Consider the following 21831-nt stretch of genomic DNA (forward strand, 5'->3'; position numbering starts at 1 on the left):
ATTAACAGGTTAATTCACAAACCGATTGACTATAACAGACCGATTGATGTTTTTAAACAAGCCTTAAAGAAACAATATAATGACATTTAGTAAGTATTTCGAGGAAGGCACTGGCATCACATAACACCGCATTCACGCATCGGGCTGGCGCCCTCGGTCGCAGACGTGGATTCGAAGTAGTGGATGCTGCGACAACTCCCTACGGGAGTTCGTGAATGCGAGAAACGTTATGTGAAATGCGAAGTTAAAATAATAGATGGGAGATGTGTTCAAATGAAGTTTCTAAAAACCGATAGACCAAATAATATTTTTTATGGAGATTTATTTGACATCAACGGGAAGGGATGTTTAATATTCGGATCCGGCAAAACAAAAGCATGTCGAGTGGCAGGAGAGGATATTGCACTAGATTTTGTTTGTTTAACGAGAGAAGGGGATGAGGTTTTTGGTCATTTTGAAATGTTCATGAAGCTTGATGGCTCTCCTGATCCAATTAATCAAAGAAAGAGAATAGATTATTTTGTTAGAATGCTAGATCAAATTGAAACTTCTCAATCAAATAACGTCCATCATGGAAATATAATTTCAGTAAGCTATGATGAATTTGTAAAGCTTTCTAGGTTTAACATATGTTTTACTATAGGATTCGAAACCCTTGAAACGTCTCCTGAAAAACGTATTACTAATTTTCTTAATTTGACTAAAAATGCTGATATTAAAGAATTCATAGTTGTTCCTTGGAAATCATCCCATGAAGAAAAAGGGACGATCATTAAAAAACATATAAATTAAGACCATTTGAGGGTAACTCTAAAGCACTTCACATAACAATGCATTAAACGCATCGGGCCTGATGGCCCTCGGTCCGCAGACATGATCTCGATGAAGCTAGAGCTGCGGACAACCTCCTACAGAGGTTCGTGAATGCAGGAGACGTTAGGCGAAAGATCGAAGATAAATTTAGTCAGGGCGGGTTCAATGATGCTCGAAGGAAAACTAATTGAAATTATGCTCATAAATCCCAGAACAGTCATAGATTTAGAAACGGTAAAGTCATTAGAGTTAAAGAACTGGTTCATTGCGGCCGGGTATGTCCGCAATCAAGTTTGGGATCATTTGCACAACAATAAAAAGCCTTTAATCTTTGAGGATGTAGATATCATTTATTATGATTCAAGTGATATTACAGAGGAAACAGACAAGAAATACGAGGAGCAGCTTAGAGCGAAAAATTCTAATTTAAACTGGTCAGTTAAGAATCAAGCAAGGATGCACTTAAGGAATAACCATGAACAATATTTAAGTATAGACGACGCAATGAGGCGATGGCCTGAAGCAGCAACAGCGGTAGGAATCAAGTTAACGGATCAGGATCGAATTGATGTAATCGCTCCACATGGATTAGAGGATTTGTTTGAATTAAAGTTAAGGCAAAGTAGATATTGTAAGGATCGGGCTATTTTTATGAAGAGGATTTATGATAAGAAATGGTTAGATAGATGGAACCAGTTAAAGATAGTGTTAGGGTAACTCAGAGATCCTTCGCCTAACACCGCATTCACGCATCGGGCTAACGCCCTCGGTCCGCAGAAGAGATTCAGTGAAGCTAGTGCTGCGGACAACTCCCTACGGGAGTTCGTGAATGCAGGAGCCGTTATATGAAAGATATGCAAAGTCAAAAGGGGCGAAATAATGTGATATTTAATTTATTTCGTAAGGGTAAAACAGAATCGGTATCTTTAGAAATGCAAATTCAAACATTAATTGACCTAGGTGTAACTTTTAACTTGTCGGATGCAGAATTAATTAAGGGATTGACGGATCAATTTGATAGGCAAGTTTACGAAGAAGATCCGTACAGACTACTCATTTCCGTTGCTGGTACTGATTTGCTCGATAATAACGGGAATGAATTACGGCTGTCATATGACATTTTAAGTTTTGATACTGAGTGCGTTGAGGATGAGTATATATACACAGATGTTATAACTCAGTTTTTGCGCCTTGCAAAATTGGAAAATTACATAAGTGAGTTAGACAGCAAAGTTAATTTTAATGAAGAAACTGCCTATATAACTTTCTTATTTGAGCAAAAAAGATATAAGTGGAATATAAGCTTTGACAGCGATTGGTTTGATGTTAGCGTCTTAGAGAGAATGGCGAGTGTGATTGAAAGGCCAAATATGAAGTTCATTTATTTTAATGATGGGCAGCATCTTACATTAATGTACTGTTCCAAAGCGGTATTTAAACAAATAAATAATCTAACAAAGAACAAATTCAGAATGTTAGCATAATCGAAGAAGGCGTATCCTTCATATAACACCGCATTCACGCATCGGGCCGAACGGCCCTCGGTCCGCAGAAGATCATTCGAGGAAGCGGGAGCTGCGGACAACTCCCTACGGGAGTTCGTGAATGCAGGGGACGTTATGTGAAATCGGGCTAAGAACATTAAAAACAAAGGAGCTCATTAGAATGGCTAGTAGGTTTGGTATCTTCAGGGAAGATGTAAGAAAAACAAATAAGGAATATTACTCATTAAGAGACAACAAAGTGAATTTTTATTTGATACCAGGAATGAATTTTATAGAATCTATTGGGTCTGGAAAACGAGATATTTATAAAATGCATGATTATAAAGAGGTTTGGACAATCGGGCGATTTATTAACCGCGTAAAATACTATACGGTAAGAGAATTAGGTAAAAACTTCAGTAGAATGCCATTAGAATTAGCTTGGGGAGATTCGGATAATGAATATAAAGCATCAATGTGGGTGCCTGAATATATATCTGATGATTTATTTGAAGTGACAATGAGTGATCTCGGAAGAAAATATGATTTTGTAAAAGATCTGTCTATATCTCTAATCTTCAGGAAAGAAAGGAATTGTGCACAGCTACTTCACTTCGGAGAATATAACCAAATAGAATCGTCAAAACAATACCTCCTTGAAGGAATATATGCAGAAGGATTTACCCCGACGGGCAAACTTGGAGAAATATTTTTGAACCATCCGCACTGTAACCCACCGGATAAACTCCAGATACTCCTAAGACAAGAAATCGCTGATAGCAAACTCAAAAAAGCGCCCGACATCACATAACACCGCATTCACTCATCGGACTGACGCCCTTGGTCGCAGATGAGAATTCGAAGAAGTGATTGCTGCGACAACTCCCTGCGGGAGTTCGTGAATGCAAGGAACGTTATGTGAAATTGCACGTTATTTAAGTGAAAGTCGGTGAAGTATATATTTAAAGATCATTGGAACCCAACTAAAGAAGAAATATACAACTGGGCACTTGACGAAGATGCATTGTGTGACCAGGATTGGGAACTCGCAGTTGCCCAGTTTGAACATTTTGAGCTTATGGTTCAGTTGGCAAATGATAATTCATTGGCTAAGAGATATTTTTTTCTAGGTTGTTTATATGTATTTACGGGGGATATTGTTCGAAGTGAAAATCAAAGCGAAATCGAAAGACTCAAATCTTTAATTAATCAACTGAATTTAAAGAATGAGAGCAATGAAATAAAGGACTGGAGACTTCGTTCTTTGTATCTAATCCAAAACCCTAGTCAATATGATTATACATATTGGGGGTTAAATTCAAAGTACATTTAACTTATTCGTAGGTATTTCAAAGAAGTGTGCAACATCACATAACACCGCATTCACGCATCGGGCTGACGACCTCGGTCCGCAGAGATCATTCGAAGAAGCTGGTGCTGCGGACAACCTCCTACGGAGGTTCGTGAATGTAGGAGACGTTGCTGAAATCCTCGAAAATCAAATAAAGGTGGTCACGCCGTGGGTCAACTCTCCCAAATAACCAAAGAGTTGTATTACAAAATATATAAAAACATTGATAACGGGCAAGATTACTTAAATTGGTCTTTTGCCTGTATAGATTATGGACTTGAAGGAAAATTCGTTTTGCAACTAGCTTCATTAAAAAGTACTGAGAGTTTGTTTATTTTTAAGGAGTATTTTGATAGGGCAATGAGAGAGATGGACTTTGAAATCCCTACTTTCGAAGAATGTTCATTAGCCTATATGGTCAAATATTGTAATGAGATTCTAAGTAATACATCTAGAGATATTTTCGATATCGTAAAGGATATTTTTAATGTAGTTGTTCTGGATCTTGACCGGGCAGCGGAGTATTCGGTTTGGCTGGAATTAGATGATGGAATAGATAGAATTAGGTACGATGATGAGTATTTCAAACCAGATGAAGAAGAACTTAAAAACCGAATAATAGAAGAGGCAAGAATTTTGTTAGCAACTCAAAACGTCGAGGACTTCAGATAACACCGCATTCACGCATCGGGCCAGCTACCGCCGTCCCTCGGTCCGCAGAAGATCATTCGGGAAAGCCGGAGCTGCGGACAACCTCCCACGGAGGTTCATGAATGCGGAAGCCGTTATCTGAAATGACCGTATAAAAAACAATAAAGGCAGGCTTCGATAAATTTCATGTTACCCTTACCTAAAGGAATTAGTGGATTCGGAGAAGTTGAAGGAAACAGAATAGAGCTAGATGAATTTAAACGAATATGTTATCACTTAATGATTGTGTTTCAATTTCAAGGTTTTGAATTGATAGATACTTATAGTGGTAATTATTATATTGGAAAGTTGATGAGAGCGGGCAATAACCGGGACATATTTATTCTAATGAATCAATGTTATCCAATTCTTTCCTTTGCCGATGAGTATGAATACGGGAATATAAATTTTGTAGAAGAGAGCACAATTGCTGAATATCTTAGTAATTTAGAGTATCGGTTAACTTCGATTGAAGGAGATCAAATAACTAATTACAAAGTAATAACTTTAGAAAAATTGAATGTAAGTTTAAGTGACTCGTTAATAGAAGGTTTACATAAAGAAGAGAAGAAACAAATTGATTATTGGAGACCCAGTAAAGTTAAAGATATTATCTTTAACAATTGGGATTGAAAGTATATCGAAGAAGACGGTCACTAACACCGCATTCACGCATGATGCCCTCGGTCGCAGACGTGGGTTCGGGGAAGCTGATGCTGCGACAATCTCCTACGGAGGTTCGTGAATGCGAGGAACGTTATGCGAAAACCTCGGAAAACAAATTATGTGGGTGATCACAAAGATGAATAGAGAAAGAGCATGTTCTGCTATATTATTTAATGGAAAAATTATAATGGTAAAAGTAGTCGAGAAAGATCACAGTTTTTGGACTCTTCCAGGGGGTGGAGTAGAAGCAGGTGAGAGTCGAGAACAAGCAGCAATTCGTGAGGTAATGGAGGAAGTTAACTTAGAAATTAATATCGTAAGATATTTGTTTGAACGTAAGTATGCTGCAGGTATTGAATATTGTTACCTGGCTGAACCCAAAGATATTAAAAAATTAAATATTGAACTTGGGTATGACCCGGAGCTGGAGGATTATGAGCAGGTTTTAAAGCAGGTAGAATGGTTTGAAATCGATAAAGTTAGGGAAGATCTACATGTTTCAAGAGTAATTGAATCATTAAGTCAAGAAGAGATAAATAAATACAATGTTAATGTGGTGAGATAAATAAAGAGATATTTTGTAAGTATATCAAAGATGTCGAGGTCATCGCATAACACCGCATTCACGCATTGGGCCTAACGGCCCTCGGTCGCAGGCGTGAGTTCGAGGAAGCGGTTGCTGCGACAACTCCCTACGGGAGTTTGTGAATGCAGGAGGCGTTATAGGAGATGGCTGCAAATCGGATAAAACATTGGAGGTTATTCATGGGCGTAGAGTGGTATGACATGATCGCTAGAAGAAATGGCGGATACCAGGGAAGATCTATATATACAATTGAAGGGAGATCAGCAGAGGATCTCTTTGAAGAACGGTTAATGAAAATGTTACCAAATTTTCGGACTGTACTGGATGCTGGGTGTGGCCATGGTGATTTTTCAATACGAATGTCCAAATACGCTAAGAAGATCATTGGTTTTGATAATTCAATTGAAATGATCAAAATTGCTCAAGGATTATTAGATTCAAGTCAAGCGGATAACGTGGAATTTGTTTACGCCACGACAAAGTCAGAGCTTCCATTTACTGATGGACAATTTGATCTAATTTACGATCGGAGGGGGCCAACTACAATCATAAATCACGGTAGGATATTAGCATCGGATGGGATCATATTTGGAATTCATAATAACGTAGATAAAGTAAGAGAACGATTAGTTATGAATGGTTATAAGAACATTGAGATTGAAGAGTACAAAGAGGCTATATTTTATTTTCCTAATGATTTGGAGTTTGCGAGATTTCTATCTGACATTCCAGGAAACCCGGACTATACGTTGCCGGAATATAGGGAAAAACTTCAAGAAAAGTTGAATGAAAATATGATAAATGGAAGAATCGGTTTTAGAGAACTGAAGTACATATGGAAAGCGGTAAAACCTTAAGTGTAAGAAACTCGAAGAAGGCAGCCACATCCTATAGCACCGTTTTCACGCATCGGGCCTAACGACCCTCGGTCGCAGACGTGAGTTCGAGGAAGCGGTTGCTGCGACAACTCCCTACGTGAGTTTGAGAATGCAGGAGGTGTTAGGCGAAAGATCGAAGATTAATTTAGTCAGAGCAGTTCAGTGATGCTTGAAGAAAACTTATAGAAATTATGCTCATGAATCCCAGATCAGTCACAGATTTAGAAGGCACCTCGGTCCGCAATGGAATGAAGGCAGGAGAAACATTAAAACTTCAAGGGAAATCTAAATATCAAATGCAAGATGAGAAGTTAATATTGATTAAAGACCATAGTTAAACCATTTTGGGAGTGTTTTAGCGGACAACCGTACTGGCTAAGAGCTATCTGAATGCAGAAGACGGTATATGAAATCGTGGCAAAGTAATAAACATAATATGGGGCTGATTGTAATGGCTATAACTACACCTCTATTAAACATGAAACCAGTAATAATTGAACATGAAGAGTTAAAACTTATTGGGATCCCTTGTATTAGTCTCACTAATATGAGTAGTAAATACCAGAACGCTAAAGAGAGTTTACTTTCTTCGACGAAATATTTTCCACAGGTAATCAATCATAAAATTCATTATGGAATGTGGCCGACCGTAGATACACAGAATAATCCAGAAAGACATGCTTATATTCTTTGTGTCGAAGTCAGCACCTTTGAAAACATTCCCGCGTGGTACATCAAGATAAGTGTACCAAAGCAAAAATGCGTAGTTGTTGCGAATGATCAAGGGGATTTTGATGCAGCTAGCAGACTTGTAGATACATATTTAAAACAAAACAAGATTAATGTAAGTGCAGTAGGCAGAGAATATATTATATGTGAAAAATATAATTATGAAGGGGAAGGTTTCTCAAGGTACTCATTACCTATTGTTTAATAAAATTATAGGGTATCTCAACCACGCATCGGGCTTACGCCCTCGGTCAGCCGAGGCATTTCAGTGAAGTTGATTCAGCGGAGAACCCCTCCACCACCTAGCCACATCGCGGCCGAAAATCCTGGGAGACTAAGATAAGAGCTATTCAAGTCTCCCAGGATTCCTTAAGGTGGTGGGGTTCGTGAATGCTGGCGCCGTTAAATGAAAGCTCAGAACTGGAAAATCTGGGGTTGAAATCATTTGATTTTTTCATACCGGAGGTTGTGATGGTGAATAATGTTACGTATAAAAAACTACAAACCGGAGACGAATTGATATTTTCTGAACTAGTTCTGCTTTTCAATAAGGAGTTTGAATCACCTAATACGGACTACGTAAATAATGATAATATTGCTAGGCTTTTATCGAGCCCTTTTTTTGTTTGTATCGTTGCAATACAGGGTGACGAGGTTATAGGCGGATTAACAGGATACGAATTGGATATGTATGATCGGAAGGGATCCACTCTATATTTATACGACATAGCGGTAGGAACGAATTATCAACGTAAGGGAATAGGAAGTAGTCTTATTAGGGAATTAGTAAAATATTGTAAATCAAATGAAATACGAGATATCTTTGTTCAAGCAGATGCTATTGATCAACACGCGGTTGAGTTTTACAAAAATCTTGGTGGAGAGAAATCTAGTGTCTATCAGTTTACATTCGCTGTTGTGTGACACTTAAAAATACCAAAAAAATCTTGGTTCGTATTTCGAAGAAGGCAGTAACATTCTTTAACAACGCATTCACGCATCGGGGACATTCGTCCCCTTAGTCCCGGAAGTGAGGGTTGAGGAGTGGCTCCCGGGACACCTTCGGGCTTAAGGTGGTGGGATGTCGCAAATGCAACAACGTTACACACGATATTCGCGAAAACCCAAAAACCCGAAAACCCGATAAAACTAATTAGAATAGGGGAATGACTCATTATATCTCAAGCAGTAATAATTAAAGACAAGCGAATACTTATGGTTAGGCAATATGTCGAAAGAGGGGATATTGTATGGAACTTTCCCGGCGGCGGAATCGAAGAAGGGGAAAGTGCTGAATTTTCATGTGTGAGGGAAGTCAAGGAAGAGACTGGATATGATGTAGAAGTTCGGCGGTTGCTGTGTGAAGAGGATGATAAATATACATATATTGTCGAGATCATAGACGGAGAATTACAACTAGATAAGAACGTGAAGTACGATGAAGATATCGTAGAAGTAGCTTGGATTGATGTTAATGACGAGGAGAAATTCGATACCTATACTCGACCTATAATAGATCGCTTGAAGAGGGAAGGGAGCTTGTAAGCAAACGCGCATTGGGCCAGCTACGCTGTCCCACGATACGGGGTGCTGCGGACAACCTCCGACGAGGTTTGTGAATGCAAGAGCCGTTCGACGAATATGTTACAAGTCTCCTGTTCGTAGTATTGTTACCAATTTACATAATTTAACAACTGACAACTATCAAAAGTGTTGCCATTACTGATGATGTTAGTAGTGAGTTTAACACTTTGAACGAACTATAGGTGGTATCAACTTGATGGATCTGGTCAACAGGCAGCGTATGCAGTCTTAAAGCTATCAGCAGCTGATTTCGAAGATCACGCATCGGGCTGACGCTCTCGATCCGCGGGAAGTATTATTCGGATTATTTGGAAGGAAGTGGAAGTTAAAGAGTAGAATAATTATGAAGATGACGTAACCGGATGCGGTTCCGAATTTGTGAAAAAATCGGTGATAAGAACAAGTAATTGGAAGGTGATTTTATGGACAATTTTAACACTAAGAACATCGTTAATTTCTTTGGAACCTGCATTGTTCTTTTATTGGTATTAGTAATATACCTGTTAGTAAAAGTTGAAAATATAAGTATACCAGCGCCTCAAGCAAACGTTAATATTCCACCTGCTTCAATACCATTTCATTCAACTAGTTCTTACGGGGATGGGGGATATTGGATTTACGATCAAAACAACGCGAGGGTAATCTTCCTTAGATATGATTCTGAACAAAACAAGATCATACAAATGGAGAAATATGTTAATGAGTGAATATACATATGAAGCCGGCTGCGCATGAGCTGCGGACAACCTCCTACGGAGGTTCGTGAATGCGGGAGGCGTAATTCGGAAATATGGCAGTAGTAAGGTAGGAGGTAATTCGGTAATGGAAGTTTTACAAGTACTCTTCATAAATATTCTTAGTGTTATTATAGGTGGATTAATTGCTTATCGAATTGCGAGATGGGAACATGATGCAAACGATTCTTTTGAGGGTCGAAAAAATCAAGTTTTGCTTAGAGAGAATATTAGTAGAATAAGGGAAGAATTAAGAAAAAATCTCGGTATTGTAACCGCACTTAGTGGAATTCTTAATAAAAGTAAGGTTGCTCGAACGGACCTATTGGATTGGGGAATGACATATGTTGAATCAATTTCCTTTTTCACGTTCCAACATTTCAGTTCCTCTCGCCTTAATACATGTCTGCCGACATCTCTGGAAAGATACATTTTTAATTCATACAATGAATTGGATAGTTTATCAAGTTGGTATAGACAAGCAGCGAAAGGTTATGATTTCTATGCCGGGCTTCAAGGATCTCAAGAAGATGAAGCAAGTAAGGAATATGAGATGATAAAGAAGAAAATAGATCAAACAATTCATAATTTAGAGTCAAATCTGAAGCAAATTGAAGAGTTTAAGGTGTAGCTTATTCAAAAATGGCATCGGGCCGACTGCGCCGTCCCGCGGTCCGCCAAAAGTATTTCGAGGGAGCGAAACCAGCGGACAACCCACGAAGTGTTCGGCATTATACAACACCGCGTTTACGCATCAGACTGAAGCCTCAGTCGCTATAACGTTGGCTTGGGGGCTAACGCACTCAGTCCGCAGGAGTCGATTGAAGAAGTGGGTACAAATTCCGAATGCAAGAGGCTTTACAAGGAAGTGAGAACATGAAAAGGGATTTTGAGGAAAAATGGAATAAAACAAGAGAAAAAGGGAGAAGTATCTATATCCTAAAGTATGGGATGTTAATGTACGGACTGCCTCTTGGTTTAATTGGGGCTTTAATAGCAAGATATTTCGAAAACGGTTTTTCCTTTGTCGGCTTTTTTTATTATGGTTTAGTTGGTGACATTATTGCTAGAGGTTTATTTACAATGGTTTTTGCAGGGGGAGTATTCGGGTATTTAATGTGGAAATCAAACGAGGAGAAATACTTGAAAGAAGTTAGTATGCGGGCCAGATCAAGATTAAAGTGAAGAGTGAAGCAGGTGCTGCAGACAATTCCTCGGCAGAAAAGAAAAGAGGGGCCCATGCTGCAACAAAAGTTATTGCCCAACGAGTTTGTGAATGCAGGAGGTGCATGTGCATTGCCGCGAAAACTGAATTGGAGGAGTATTCAATGAAGAAGATCTACTTAGTCCGACACTGTAAAGCCGGAGGACAAGACCCCAGCGCAGAATTAACTGATGAAGGAATCGAACAAGCCGAGTTATTATCGGATTTCTTTTCTGATAAAGGTATCGAGGTTATTATTTCGAGCCCTTACACGAGGGCGGTATCCACAATTCGACCTCTTTCGGATAAAAGAATGATAAAAATTCAAATTGATCATCGGTTAAGCGAGAGAGTGCTCTCGTCAGAAGACTTGCCTGACTGGATGGAGAGATTAAACGATACGTTCTCGGATTTGGATTTGAAATTAACTGGCGGCGAGTCTTCAAGAGAAGCGATGATACGCGGTGCCGCTGTAATAACCGAGTTATTTCATAGACCGGAAAATAATTTTATTGTTGTTACTCATGGGAATCTAATGACCCTCATGTTAAAGCATTATGATCATAGGTTTGGATTTGGGGAGTGGAAGAGTTTAACGAATCCAGACGTATATGAACTCTGTAAGTCGGATTCAGCCGATCATATTGAAATAAGGAGATTGTGGAAGTAGCTGGAGAAGCCGGCAATAGCAGCTATCACGCATTTGCGGTGTGCGCCCATTTCAACTTCGAAGGCATTTACGATGTTTAACGCAAAGAAAGAATGAAAGGGGTTGCCCTTTGAAGGATCCAAGTCAAAATAAAATCTTGAAAGCAGTACCATACATATTGTCATTAGGGTTTATATTTACATTATCATTTATATTAGTTAATAAATTCAAAGAACTTAGCTGGGAGGATAAAACGGGATTTATTATTTTGATTATAGGTGCACTAATGAATTTACTATTTAATATATGGAATAGGGGACAATGGAGTTACGATTATTTTACCCTTGGCTTTTCATTGTTTTTATTATTAAAATCAACGGTAATTTGTTACAATTATTTGTTTCATGATGGCATGTATTTATTTATTGATAAGGTTGCTTTTTCGTTTTTCTTGATTATGTATGGATTGGCCCTTTGGAATATAAGAAGAATAATCAAAGAGAGCAGGGTATTTGAGAAATTCCGAAGAGGGCACTAATTTGATATTAAAACTACCGATATAAGTTCACGTGAAGTTGCGGTGTGGAGGGAGGGAAGGAATGCAACGCTGTAAGGAATGTTACGAGCCTTTCTTATACAAAGAACTATTCCTTTCTGGATTAACAGGCTATAAACCCATCTCCTGTGTGAAATGCAATAAAAAGCATACAGTTACTTTAAGCTCTCGTATAAGCTCATCCCTTCTAATCGTCGCTTTTCCCATGTCTCTATCGATGTACTTATTGAAAGATCTAATTCAGATTAATCCTGTAGTTATATATTTGTGCATTGTTATCCCAACATTATTTATTTTACCTTTCGTATTAAGATATAAACTTGAACAAAATCATAAAAGAGGATGAGGCCTTCGAATAACTTTGTTCGAAGAAAAGACATTGGAGGAGTAAAAAAATGAGCTCACCTTAGCATATCCTTTCGGCTGCGGCGATTGTTGTGAATGATAGAAATAAATGAATTATTGCTTATAAAAGGTCCAAAAAGAGGCTGGGAGATGCCGGGTGGTCAAGTAGAGGAAGGAGAATCGTTAAGTCAAGCTGCAATAAGGGAGACGAAGGAAGAATCCGGTATAGATATTGAAATCATCAAGTTTTGCGGAATTTTCCAAAACGTGGGCAACTCGATTTGCAACACCCTATTTTTAGCAAAACCAATTGGCGGGGAATTAACTCCTACATCTGAAAGCGTAGATGTAGGTTTTTTTCCGATCGAAGAAGCTCTTACGAAAGTCGAATGGAAAAATTTTAGACAAAGAATTGAGTACTGTTTAAAACCTGAGCTGCAACCATTTTGCATTGAGGTTACAGATGAAAAGAAAAGAGTGGGAACTCATGATCATTGAAAAAGCAAAACCATCGAACCTTGATGAACTAACTAATTTAGCGATGAAGCTTTGGCCAGAAAATTCATGGGACAACTTAAGAACGGAGCTTGAAGATTTAATACAATCTGAGAAAGATATCATTTATCTTGCATTCGTCGAAGGAGAATGTATTGGGTTTATACATATGTCTTTAAGAGTTGACTATGTGGAAGGTTCTCGTTCAAGTCCAGTAGGGTATGTAGAGGGGATCTACGTGGAGGAGAACCATCGAAGAAAAGGAATATCCAAGAAATTGGTTGAGGCAGGAGAACAATGGTCAAAGTCATTGGGATGTAATGAAATTGCGTCAGATACTGAGGTAGATAATTATGATAGTCAGCAATTCCACAAAAAGATTGGATTCAGAGAAGCAGGAAGAATAGTTGCCTTCATTAAAAACATAGAGTAGCTGTGTAGCGGAACCTTACGGGTTCGTGATAAAGCAGAAACCTTATCCTGAGGTGAACATTTTGGGGTACATAAGAGATCTTCGAAAAATTGTTGGTTCAAGATCCCTTCGGACTCACGCTTAGATTGCCTCTGTAGAGGGAGGTAGTGTTCTCATTGAAGTTTCAAACGAAAAGAGATCAATTCTTTATTGTTTTTTGGATTGTAACGCTAATCATAATAAACCTCGGATTCTTATTGCCGTTATTGGGCGGTGGAAAATCGTGGGGTGATACAATCGTTGTAATCATTTTGGATCTGCTATTTACAGTTTTTTTTATTTGGCTGGCTGTGGACCTGAGTTACGTAATAAAGAATGATCACATACTCGTTAAAGGCGGGATCTTTAGGTCCAAAATCAAATACGAAGATATCACCAAGATTAGCGGAAAACCGAATATTTGGGCAGGGTACCGAATGATTTTCTCGAGAGATGCTATTGAGATATTCTACAAAACTGGCTTTATGGGGAGTGTAATCATTTCGCCGGTTAATAAAACGTTGTTTATTCAAGAGCTAGTTAGGAGGAATAATCAAATAAAAATCGAGGGATTTGATAAAGACTAAGTTCGAAGCTGCCTTGAGGGTTTGAGGAGGGAAGGAAATGAACGATAGTCAGGTGGAAATTGTCGAATTGGAAGAAAAACACTTTGTCGGCATAGCCGTAACTGTTTCGTTCCAAAGACATGACCCCGAAAGAATAAGAGAGGCTAGTCAACTTTTTTACGCTAGAAGAAAGGAAATTTCCGGAATAGTCAACGAGCAACAATATGTGTGCCCCCATTTTGCAAACGATCTCCTGTTTACCTACATATATTCCATGGAGGTGTCGGAAGTCAGGGATATCCCTAAAGGGATGATTGGTTTCAGCATTCCCAGCCAAAAATACGCGAAGGTGAGGACGAAGGACCAAGACCCTTATAAACTAATCAAGACCTACTTAAGGGATAATGGGTTTGAGAACAACGAGAGGTCAGTAGCGTTAGAAATATTCAAGTTTGGCGAAGACCAGCATGTTAATCACGCGGATATCTTCGTGCCCATAAAATAGATGAGGATGAAATGATAAGTCAATAAAAGACTAGGAGACCCTAAATAAATGAAACCTATTAGAAATTCGGCGAAAGCAATTATTGTGGATAACAACAGACTGCTTCTGACCAAGAATCAAGACAAACAGGGTTATTTCTACTTGTTCCCCGGAGGCGGACAAGAAAAAGGAGAAGAACTAAAAGCGGCAGTTGCTAGAGAGTGCATGGAAGAGTTGGGTTGTAAGGTATGGGTTGGAGATATCGTATTTATAAGGGAATACATAGGGAAAAATCATGAGTTTTCTGAGTGGGATTTCGATGTTCACCAAGTTGAGTTTTATTTTGAATGTGGGCTTGCCGAACCGAACGTAACCTTCAACGGGTCAAACCCGGACGATGACCAAGTCGATGTTGAATGGGTAGAGTTTGATCGTCTGAGTGACATAAGGATTTATCCGAAAAAATTAGTTGAACGGATCGTGGAGAGACAAGGGAAACCATGTTATATAGGGGACACCAATTAAGAAGTAGCGGGAGCTGCGAAAAGCTTAAGAACCGTCTTTGACAGGCAAGAGGCGGTGGGTGCCCAATCCCAGGATTCTCGCTGACCAAGCAAGGGACCCCTGTTAGTGACGAGCAGATTATTTTGGATTCGTTTATCTCCGGAGAAACTGCTGGATAACAATTATCAAATAAACGAAATTGAAGAGGTTGTGAAAACCCGGGGATCAGTATAAATGGATCAGAAACGGAGTCAATGAAACGAGCATTCCATTGAAAGCATTTTCAAATTGACCGAATTGGAAAGGCAATGATAAACTAAATCCAATCATTATCATGAACCACGTTCATAATAATGAATATAAACGAAATTTTTAACTAGCATCTCATAAATTCTCTAGGAGGAGGAACCAGTGGGGTAATCATTTCGACTTCGAAGCTTATAAATCCTTCCTTCGGGAGATCGGCTATCTGGAGCAGGAACCGGAGCATTTCTAGGTGACGATTGAGAATGTCGACGACGAGATCTCCGTTCAGGCGGGGCCGCAGCTCGTTGTGCCGGTACGCAAGGTATGCGGTTAACGCAACGAATGCCCGCTGGGGAAGCTTGTACGACGCCCTTTACGGCACGGATGCGATACCGGACGAGAACGGAGCGGACCGCCGCGTACAACCCGATCCGCGGAGACGCTGAAGATCGGCGTAATGGACGAGGAACGACGCAAGTCAATAAACCTGAGGGCTTACGGGTTTCTTGGACCGGACCGGCGGCGAGAAGCATACGTCGATGGAAGCGGGACCGTTGATCCGCAAGAACGATATGAAATCGTCCGTATGGCTGCAGAAGAAGTCGAACGTGTATGCAGGCTTGGCATCGGATTGCAAGGAAGCTGAAGACGACTCAAAACGTATAACGCGGGAGGGAACGAAACGTGGCAATCGAGGTGTTATGGAATACCGGCTCGAAGCGAATCGGGTTCGCGGTCGAGAAACTTCGGCAAGCGCTGCTTGACTTGGCAGCGTCTTCGGAAGGAACCGTACTCATCGCTCACAGGGAAGAGGACGCGCACGGTGTAGCGGTGAGCGAAGCGGTACGATCCGAAGGGTTCGAATTCCGTCGAGCAACCTTGCCAGGAAAGCAGGAACCGGCGCTTTGCGTTCTGGCGACGGACGAAACAGGAGCGATGTACGGCACGTTGGAGCTTGCGGAACGGCTGCGCAACGGGTCGTCGTTCTCTGAGGTGGAGGAGGGAATCGTGAACCCGCGATTCCCGTTCCGCGCCGTAAAGTTTAACCTCCCATGGTCCAGCTACCGAAAGAACGAATGCTTCGAGCTGCAGATGGAAACCGTCCGCGATTTGGAGTTTTGGCAAGGTTTTCTGGATATGATGGCCGAAAACCGATACAACGCGTTAACCCTCTGGAATTTGCATCCGTTTCCTTATATGCTCCGTACCGCATCGTTTCCTGACGCCACGCCGCTTTCGGACGAACAGCTTGCGGAATGGAAATCGTATTGGACCAAGCTGTTTCGAATGGCGAAGGACCGGGGCATCGAAACGTACATGCTTAACTGGAATATTATCGTGTCCGAAGCGTTCCGTACCGCATACGAGGAGAATGCGGTGGACGATACGATGTATCACTACGGGGACTCGTACGACAGCGAACGGATCCGGCGATACACGCGGGACAGCGTAACGCAAATGATCGACGAATATCCGGATTTGACCGGCTTCGGCTTAGCGCTAGGGGAGCGAATGAACGATATGACGCCCGAAGCCAGACAGGCTTGGATCGAGGATGTGTATTACGAGGGAATGAAGCGGGCAAGCCGCCCGATCAAATTCATCCATCGCGCGCCATTCTCCGTCGATCCGTCGATTACGCGAAGCTCCATCGAACAGAATGACTGTTTTATTGGACCTGTGTGGCTGGAGATTAAATTCAACTGGTCGCATGCGTACTCCGCGACGGAGCTGCTGCTGACGCACGGCGGCTCCAACGGCATGCAAGGCTATTGGGATCCGGCGCCGAGCAACTATAAAATTACGTGGATGGTCCGAAACGAGGATTTCTTCACGCTGCGATGGGCGAAGCCCGATTTTATCCGAGAGCATATCACGAGGAACGGCCAAGATTACGTTGGCGGGTATTACATCGGATCCGAATGTTTTATCCCGGGCAAAGATTACTCCCATATCCGGCCTCATCCGCATATGCACTGGAATTATGCTTATGAGAAGCACTGGCTTTATTACATGCTTTGGGGACGGTTGTTGTACGAGCCTTCGACGCCGGACGGCATCTTTACGAAGGAGATGAATCGGCGTCTCGGGACCGAGGCGGGAGAGACCTTGTTGCGGGCATATGCGCTGGCTTGCGGCATGCCGATGGCGCTGGGGTCGTTTTATAAATTTACTTGGGATTTCACGCTGTATGCGGAAGGCTTCCTATCGACGGGCGAGGAAGAATATAACGGCGGGAAAGCGTTCATCTCGCTCGAAGACTTATTGGAGAGCCAGCCGTTCGATCCGTCGTATTTATCGATCCGCGAGTTCGTAGCGCGCAAGCGAAACGGCCAGTCGACGGAGGGACGAATCACGCCCTTGCAACTGGCCGAGCGGCTGGAACGCGACGCGTCTCAAGCGCTCGAACTTGTCGGGGAGCTTCCGTCCGACTTGCCGGGTCTTCAATGCGAGATCGCCGACATTCAGGCATGGTGCTATCTAGGCATGTATTTCGCCTACAAATTGCGTGCGGGCGTTTCATACGAAATATACCGGGTCACCGGAGACGAGGGCGAGCGGGTGAAAGCGATCCATTATCTTCAGTCGGAGGGAGCCGCCGGACACTGGAGGGCGCTTGTCGAGGTCACGAAATCGCACTACACGGAGCAGCCGCTGATGCATCTCGGGAAGACGCCCTTCCACTGGGAGCTGTTTTTGCCGCAGGTAGACGAGGATATTGCGTTCGTTAAGAAATAGCGCTGCTCTAACGGTTATTTTGCGATCGAGGACAGTTCATGAACCGACAGACAATATTTGTTCACCCCTTGGCCGGCCGCGCAGCATCAAAAACTGTCAGTACCAAGCGAGCGAAAACATCAATACAATCGGATTGAAAGCGCTACCGGATTCGATGGGGACATCCGGTCTCGCCTTACGATCAGAAGATTAGGGAGGGTACACATGAAGGGTCGCAAAGTTTGGAGCATGACGGTTTCGCTGGTACTGTCGCTAAGTTTGATTGCAGGTTGTGCCGGGGGAACGGGGACCGAGCCGAGCAACGACGGAGGAGGTCAGGCCGAAACGTCGAAAACGAACGAGCCGGCCGCTCCGGCGGCAGGAGGATCGGCAAGCGCGGAGCCTTTGGAACTCCAATTTATGGTGCCATCGTATTCCGACGTGCCGGACATGAACGACGAATATTGGTCGGAATGGCAAAAGCGCACGAATACGAAGCTGGATGTCGAGTGGATTCCGTCCGGAGATTACGACACGAAGTTCGACCTTGTCCTTGCATCGGGCAACCTGCCGGAAATATTGGTAGCGACGAGCGCGACGCGGCCGACGCTGCTTAGCGCGATCAAGCAAGGCGCGTTCTGGGATTTAACGCCGTTCTTCGGGGATTTCAGCGAATATCCGAATCTGAAGAACAACAGCGAACCGAACGTATGGAACTATTTAAAGGTAGACGGCAAAATCTACGGCATTCCGCGGAACCGTCCGCACATCGACGTGGCAATTAACATTCGGAAGGACTGGCTGGACAAGTTCAATCTGCCGGTGCCGACGACGATCGACGAGTATGCGAATGCGCTCAAGACGATCGTAAAGGGCGATCCGGACGGCAACGGGAAGAACGATACGATCGGCATCCTCGGTCACGGCTTCCTGCTGGACGACGGAGACAACAACTACATGGGTCCTTTCGGCGCGCTCGACCCGGTGTTTAACGAGCAAGGCGGTCTCGTCAAGGACAACTTGACGACGAATTACACCGAGATGGTCGCTTGGTTCCGCGATTTGTACGCGAACGGCGTGCTTGCGAAGGAGTTCTCCGCGATAAAGAAGACGCAGGCGGAAGAGATGTTCGCCACGGGCCGCGCCGCTTCTTACGCGCGTAACATCTGGCGCGATTATACGTGGGAGCAGGAAATTCGCAAGGTGCAGCCGGAAGCGGAGCTGATCACGCTTCCTCCGCTCGAAGGTCCGAGAGGCAACAGCGCGGGGCTCGCGACGCCGTTCTTCGGCGCGATGTATATCTCCAAGAAGGTGCCGGAGGAAAAGGTGAAGCAAATCCTTGCGTACATGGATATGACGGCGACGCAGGAGTATACGGATTTCAACTACTACGGCATCGAGAACGTACATCACACCGTGGTCGACGGTCAGCCGCAGCTGACGGAGCTCGGCAAGAAGCAGGTGACGACGAACGCGAACCAAGTATTCGCGATGGCTTATAACAACAAAATGAAGGTCGTCAACCCGTCGGCGCCGAAGGCGTACAACGACGCGAAAATGGAGTCGGTTAAGATATTCGCGGAGGTCGGCAAGATCAACATCTTCTCCGTGATCAGCTCCGATACGTGGACGGCGGAATGGCCGAAGTATCAAGCGGAATGGGAGTCGATGGTCGTCAAGGCGATCGTCGGACAAATTTCGATGGAAGAGTACCAAGCGTACGTCGACGGATTGAACGGTAAGCCGGAGATTCAGAAGGCATATCAGGAATTCGCGCAAGCGTACAAAGAAAAGATCGGTAACTAAATCTATGATTAGCGGCCATGGAAAGGGCGGTTTAGAGCTCCTTCCATGGCCCGCATTCACGATTGGAGGCACTCATGGGAAAAGCGGATTGGTTAGAGCAACGGTCGAGAGGCGTACATTTAACCATACGGGATATCGATGTCATCGACTTCGACGCAGAACGGTTAGCCACCGATCTGAAGGCGATGAGCGTGAACGTGTTGTCGTTCTTTTGCGCAGGCTATGTCACCGTGCATCCGACGTCGCTGTCCATCCGGGTCAGTCCGTTTCTTGGAGACCGCGATTTAACGGGCGACATCGTAAAGGCGCTGCATGCGCAGGACATTCGTGCGGTTCCTGCGATGGACTTAAGCTTGATTCCAGGCAACGCGGCGGAGCTGCATCCGGACTGGTGCTCGCTTGACCGGGACGGACATCCGTATAAGGCAAACAAGGACTTAGGCAATTTCTATATCGCTTGTCCGTTGAGCGGATACCAGAACGAATACTTGTCGGAAATTTTGCGAGAAATCGTGACTCGCTACGATGTGGACGGCATTAAGTTCGGGGGAGGCAGCTACGGGTTCTCTTCGTATGGCAATGGCATTTGCTATTGTGCACGCTGCCAAGAAGCGTATAAGGAATACAGCGGCAATGAAGTGCCGGCGAACGACGATTGGAACGACCCGAACTGGGGCGTATTTCAACGCTGGAGACAACAGCGCGTCGTCGATCGATCGAAGTTTCTATACGATCTCGTGAAGTCGCTTCGCGCGGATTTGCCGGTGATGTGCAACAGCGTCGCCTTCGGTGACCCGGGCTGGACGACGAAAGGCGCGCTCGACATCGAACGGATGGCGCAGTACATCGATGCCGTGCAGGTCGAAGCGCAGACGCGCGTTCGCGTGGAGGGCGACACGAACCACTGGGACTTCTTGATGATGCCGGCGGAGGAAGCGAACTTTCTCAATACGGTCAGCGATCATCAGCCGTGGGTGCTGGCGTCGTACTTCCAAGCGTGGCCATGGCGCAGAAATGCGGTCCCTCCGGCGGAGCAGAAGGTCTATATGGCGCAGATTTACGCGAACGGCGGCAATGCGATTTTGAATTTGTCCGGCGGTCCGCCTAAGGTACATGAAGACCAAAGGGGGTTCCCGGCGGTTGCTTCCTTGTATTCATTCGTGGAGAAAAACCAAGCGTATTTCGCAAACGACCGATCGGCGGCCAACGTCGCGCTTCTATACTCGCAGGACACTCTGTTTTATTATGGGAGAGACGATGCGAAGGCTCGTTACGTCGAGGCGATCCGCGGCTTCGAACAAGCGTTGTCGGATTATCACATTCCGTTCGATATCATCTCCGACAACTTCGTGAACACCGGAGATCTTTCGAAATATGCCGCGATCGTGTTGCCATCGGCCGCTTGTATGTCCGATTCGACCGCGGAAGCGTTGCGGGCCTACGTGAGCAATGGGGGAAGCCTAGTCGCAACCTTCGAGACGTCTTTGTTCGATACCGACGGCAACAAGCGCGACGAGTTCTTGCTCTCGGATTTGTTCCAAGCCGCGTATCAAACGACGGAATCGGTCATGGGCGAAAATAACGGCGTGTTTAAACAGGCGTATATGAACATCCGAGACGCGTCCCATCCGCTCCTGAAGACCATTGGCGATACGAAGGTCATCCCGGCGTCCAACCAGTTCTGCCGAGTAAGCGCGAAGAACGGCGGATCCGTACCGTTGACGTTGTCGGCCGCATTCCGCGTGTTCCCTGAGGGGATGTCGTACACGCAGCAACCGGACACCGGACATCCTATGGCGATTGCATCGGAGCACGCGTCCGGAGGAAGGACCGTGTACTTCCCGGGTCAACCGGATACGGCATACCTGCGGGCCGGCTATCCGGACTGGGCGCTGCTGCTCGCGAACGCGGTCAAATGGGCGGTCAACGATTCGTTGCCGCTGCAGACGGATGCGCCGCAGACGGTGCTGACGACGATTCGTTCCCTGCAAAACAAGCAGGCGGTGCATCTCGTCAACGTCAATGGCGGCCGGCGCATGTTCGCCGAAATCATCCCGGCACGGGACATTACCGTCACGCTTCCGGCCACGGACGCGTTCCGTCCGAAGCGCGCGTACCTGCTGTCGGATCATGTGCCGTTAGCGCTGAAAACCGATGCGCAAACCGTATCGGTTACGGTGCCGGTTGTAATCGATTACGACGTCGTAGTATTCGAGGCGTAATTTTCAAAAACAGGGTATCGATCATTCGGGAGAGCAAACGCTGATTCCAGGATGCAATCAGGTGGGGGTA

24 protein-coding genes and 2 pseudogenes are annotated in these 21831 nt (G+C 43.9%); all 26 read left to right on the forward strand.

The window, feature by feature from the left end; all coding sequences use genetic code 11:
• Positions 1–273: 273 nt before the first annotated feature.
• A complete protein-coding gene (locus tag VE009_RS17445) occupies positions 274–792 on the forward strand; it encodes a hypothetical protein (RefSeq protein ID WP_325009856.1) in 519 nt (172 codons plus the stop codon).
• 132 nt (positions 793–924) lie between these two features.
• Complete coding sequence (locus VE009_RS17450; RefSeq protein WP_325009858.1) at positions 925–1530, forward strand: nucleotidyltransferase family protein; 606 nt, start codon at positions 925–927, stop codon at positions 1528–1530.
• Positions 1531–1658: 128 nt separating this feature from the next.
• Positions 1659–2297 carry a hypothetical protein gene (locus tag VE009_RS17455; RefSeq protein WP_325009860.1) on the forward strand — a complete coding sequence of 213 codons (639 nt, stop codon included), beginning with the start codon at positions 1659–1661 and terminating at the stop codon, positions 2295–2297.
• A gap of 121 nt (positions 2298–2418) precedes the next feature.
• Positions 2419–3108 (forward strand): hypothetical protein, encoded by a 690-nt coding sequence (locus VE009_RS17460; RefSeq protein WP_325009862.1) that lies wholly within the window; start codon positions 2419–2421, stop codon positions 3106–3108.
• Positions 3109–3246: 138 nt separating this feature from the next.
• Entirely contained in the window at positions 3247–3630 is a 384-nt protein-coding gene (locus tag VE009_RS17465; RefSeq protein ID WP_325009864.1) for a hypothetical protein, read from the forward strand.
• A 186-nt stretch (positions 3631–3816) separates the two neighbouring features.
• On the forward strand, positions 3817–4320 hold the full coding sequence (locus tag VE009_RS17470; RefSeq protein ID WP_325009866.1) for a hypothetical protein: 504 nt from the start codon (positions 3817–3819) through the stop codon (positions 4318–4320).
• A gap of 165 nt (positions 4321–4485) precedes the next feature.
• Positions 4486–4971 carry a hypothetical protein gene (locus tag VE009_RS17475; protein ID WP_325009868.1) on the forward strand — a complete coding sequence of 162 codons (486 nt, stop codon included), beginning with the start codon at positions 4486–4488 and terminating at the stop codon, positions 4969–4971.
• Positions 4972–5083: 112 nt separating this feature from the next.
• A complete protein-coding gene (locus VE009_RS17480) occupies positions 5084–5569 on the forward strand; it encodes an NUDIX domain-containing protein (RefSeq protein ID WP_325009869.1) in 486 nt (161 codons plus the stop codon).
• 164 nt (positions 5570–5733) lie between these two features.
• Positions 5734–6447 carry a class I SAM-dependent methyltransferase gene (locus tag VE009_RS17485; protein ID WP_325009871.1) on the forward strand — a complete coding sequence of 238 codons (714 nt, stop codon included), beginning with the start codon at positions 5734–5736 and terminating at the stop codon, positions 6445–6447.
• A gap of 427 nt (positions 6448–6874) precedes the next feature.
• Entirely contained in the window at positions 6875–7402 is a 528-nt protein-coding gene (locus VE009_RS17490) for an effector binding domain-containing protein (protein ID WP_325009873.1), read from the forward strand.
• A gap of 185 nt (positions 7403–7587) precedes the next feature.
• Positions 7588–8121 carry a GNAT family N-acetyltransferase gene (locus VE009_RS17495; RefSeq protein WP_325009875.1) on the forward strand — a complete coding sequence of 178 codons (534 nt, stop codon included), beginning with the start codon at positions 7588–7590 and terminating at the stop codon, positions 8119–8121.
• A 270-nt stretch (positions 8122–8391) separates the two neighbouring features.
• A complete protein-coding gene (locus VE009_RS17500) occupies positions 8392–8742 on the forward strand; it encodes an NUDIX hydrolase (RefSeq protein WP_325010171.1) in 351 nt (116 codons plus the stop codon).
• An 861-nt stretch (positions 8743–9603) separates the two neighbouring features.
• On the forward strand, positions 9604–10146 hold the full coding sequence (locus tag VE009_RS17505; RefSeq protein ID WP_325009877.1) for a hypothetical protein: 543 nt from the start codon (positions 9604–9606) through the stop codon (positions 10144–10146).
• Positions 10147–10391: 245 nt separating this feature from the next.
• The gene (locus tag VE009_RS17510) at positions 10392–10700 is read left to right on the forward strand and encodes a hypothetical protein (RefSeq protein WP_325009879.1); all 309 of its coding nucleotides are present in this window, start codon (positions 10392–10394) and stop codon (positions 10698–10700) included.
• A gap of 143 nt (positions 10701–10843) precedes the next feature.
• The gene (locus VE009_RS17515) at positions 10844–11389 is read left to right on the forward strand and encodes a histidine phosphatase family protein (protein WP_325009881.1); all 546 of its coding nucleotides are present in this window, start codon (positions 10844–10846) and stop codon (positions 11387–11389) included.
• Between the two features lie 109 nt (positions 11390–11498).
• Positions 11499–11906 carry a hypothetical protein gene (locus VE009_RS17520; RefSeq protein WP_325009883.1) on the forward strand — a complete coding sequence of 136 codons (408 nt, stop codon included), beginning with the start codon at positions 11499–11501 and terminating at the stop codon, positions 11904–11906.
• 61 nt (positions 11907–11967) lie between these two features.
• Positions 11968–12270, forward strand: coding sequence for a TIGR04104 family putative zinc finger protein (locus VE009_RS27280; protein WP_414694892.1), 303 nt, complete (start codon positions 11968–11970; stop codon positions 12268–12270).
• A gap of 67 nt (positions 12271–12337) precedes the next feature.
• Positions 12338–12767: pseudogene (locus tag VE009_RS17525) on the forward strand (NUDIX hydrolase).
• Positions 12733–13197 (forward strand): aminoglycoside 6'-N-acetyltransferase, encoded by a 465-nt coding sequence (aac(6'), locus tag VE009_RS17530; RefSeq protein ID WP_325009885.1) that lies wholly within the window; start codon positions 12733–12735, stop codon positions 13195–13197. Before VE009_RS17525 ends, aac(6') begins: the two are co-directional and overlap by 35 nt.
• Before the next feature lie 155 nt (positions 13198–13352).
• On the forward strand, positions 13353–13802 hold the full coding sequence (locus VE009_RS17535; RefSeq protein ID WP_325009887.1) for a PH domain-containing protein: 450 nt from the start codon (positions 13353–13355) through the stop codon (positions 13800–13802).
• 37 nt (positions 13803–13839) lie between these two features.
• Positions 13840–14286 (forward strand): GyrI-like domain-containing protein, encoded by a 447-nt coding sequence (locus tag VE009_RS17540; RefSeq protein ID WP_325009889.1) that lies wholly within the window; start codon positions 13840–13842, stop codon positions 14284–14286.
• 48 nt (positions 14287–14334) lie between these two features.
• A complete protein-coding gene (locus VE009_RS17545; protein ID WP_325009891.1) occupies positions 14335–14790 on the forward strand; it encodes an NUDIX domain-containing protein in 456 nt (151 codons plus the stop codon).
• 439 nt (positions 14791–15229) lie between these two features.
• Positions 15230–15455, forward strand: a pseudogene (locus tag VE009_RS17550) (malate synthase G); the annotation flags it as partial.
• A gap of 244 nt (positions 15456–15699) precedes the next feature.
• Positions 15700–17754, forward strand: coding sequence for a hypothetical protein (locus tag VE009_RS17555; protein ID WP_325009893.1), 2055 nt, complete (start codon positions 15700–15702; stop codon positions 17752–17754).
• A gap of 204 nt (positions 17755–17958) precedes the next feature.
• Positions 17959–19539, forward strand: coding sequence for an extracellular solute-binding protein (locus VE009_RS17560; RefSeq protein ID WP_325009895.1), 1581 nt, complete (start codon positions 17959–17961; stop codon positions 19537–19539).
• A gap of 74 nt (positions 19540–19613) precedes the next feature.
• A complete protein-coding gene (locus tag VE009_RS17565; RefSeq protein ID WP_325009896.1) occupies positions 19614–21761 on the forward strand; it encodes an alpha-amylase family protein in 2148 nt (715 codons plus the stop codon).
• Positions 21762–21831: the final 70 nt, after the last annotated feature.

The sequence above is a fragment of the Paenibacillus sp. genome (assembly GCF_035645195.1).
GTDB lineage: Bacteria > Bacillota > Bacilli > Paenibacillales > YIM-B00363 > Paenibacillus_AE.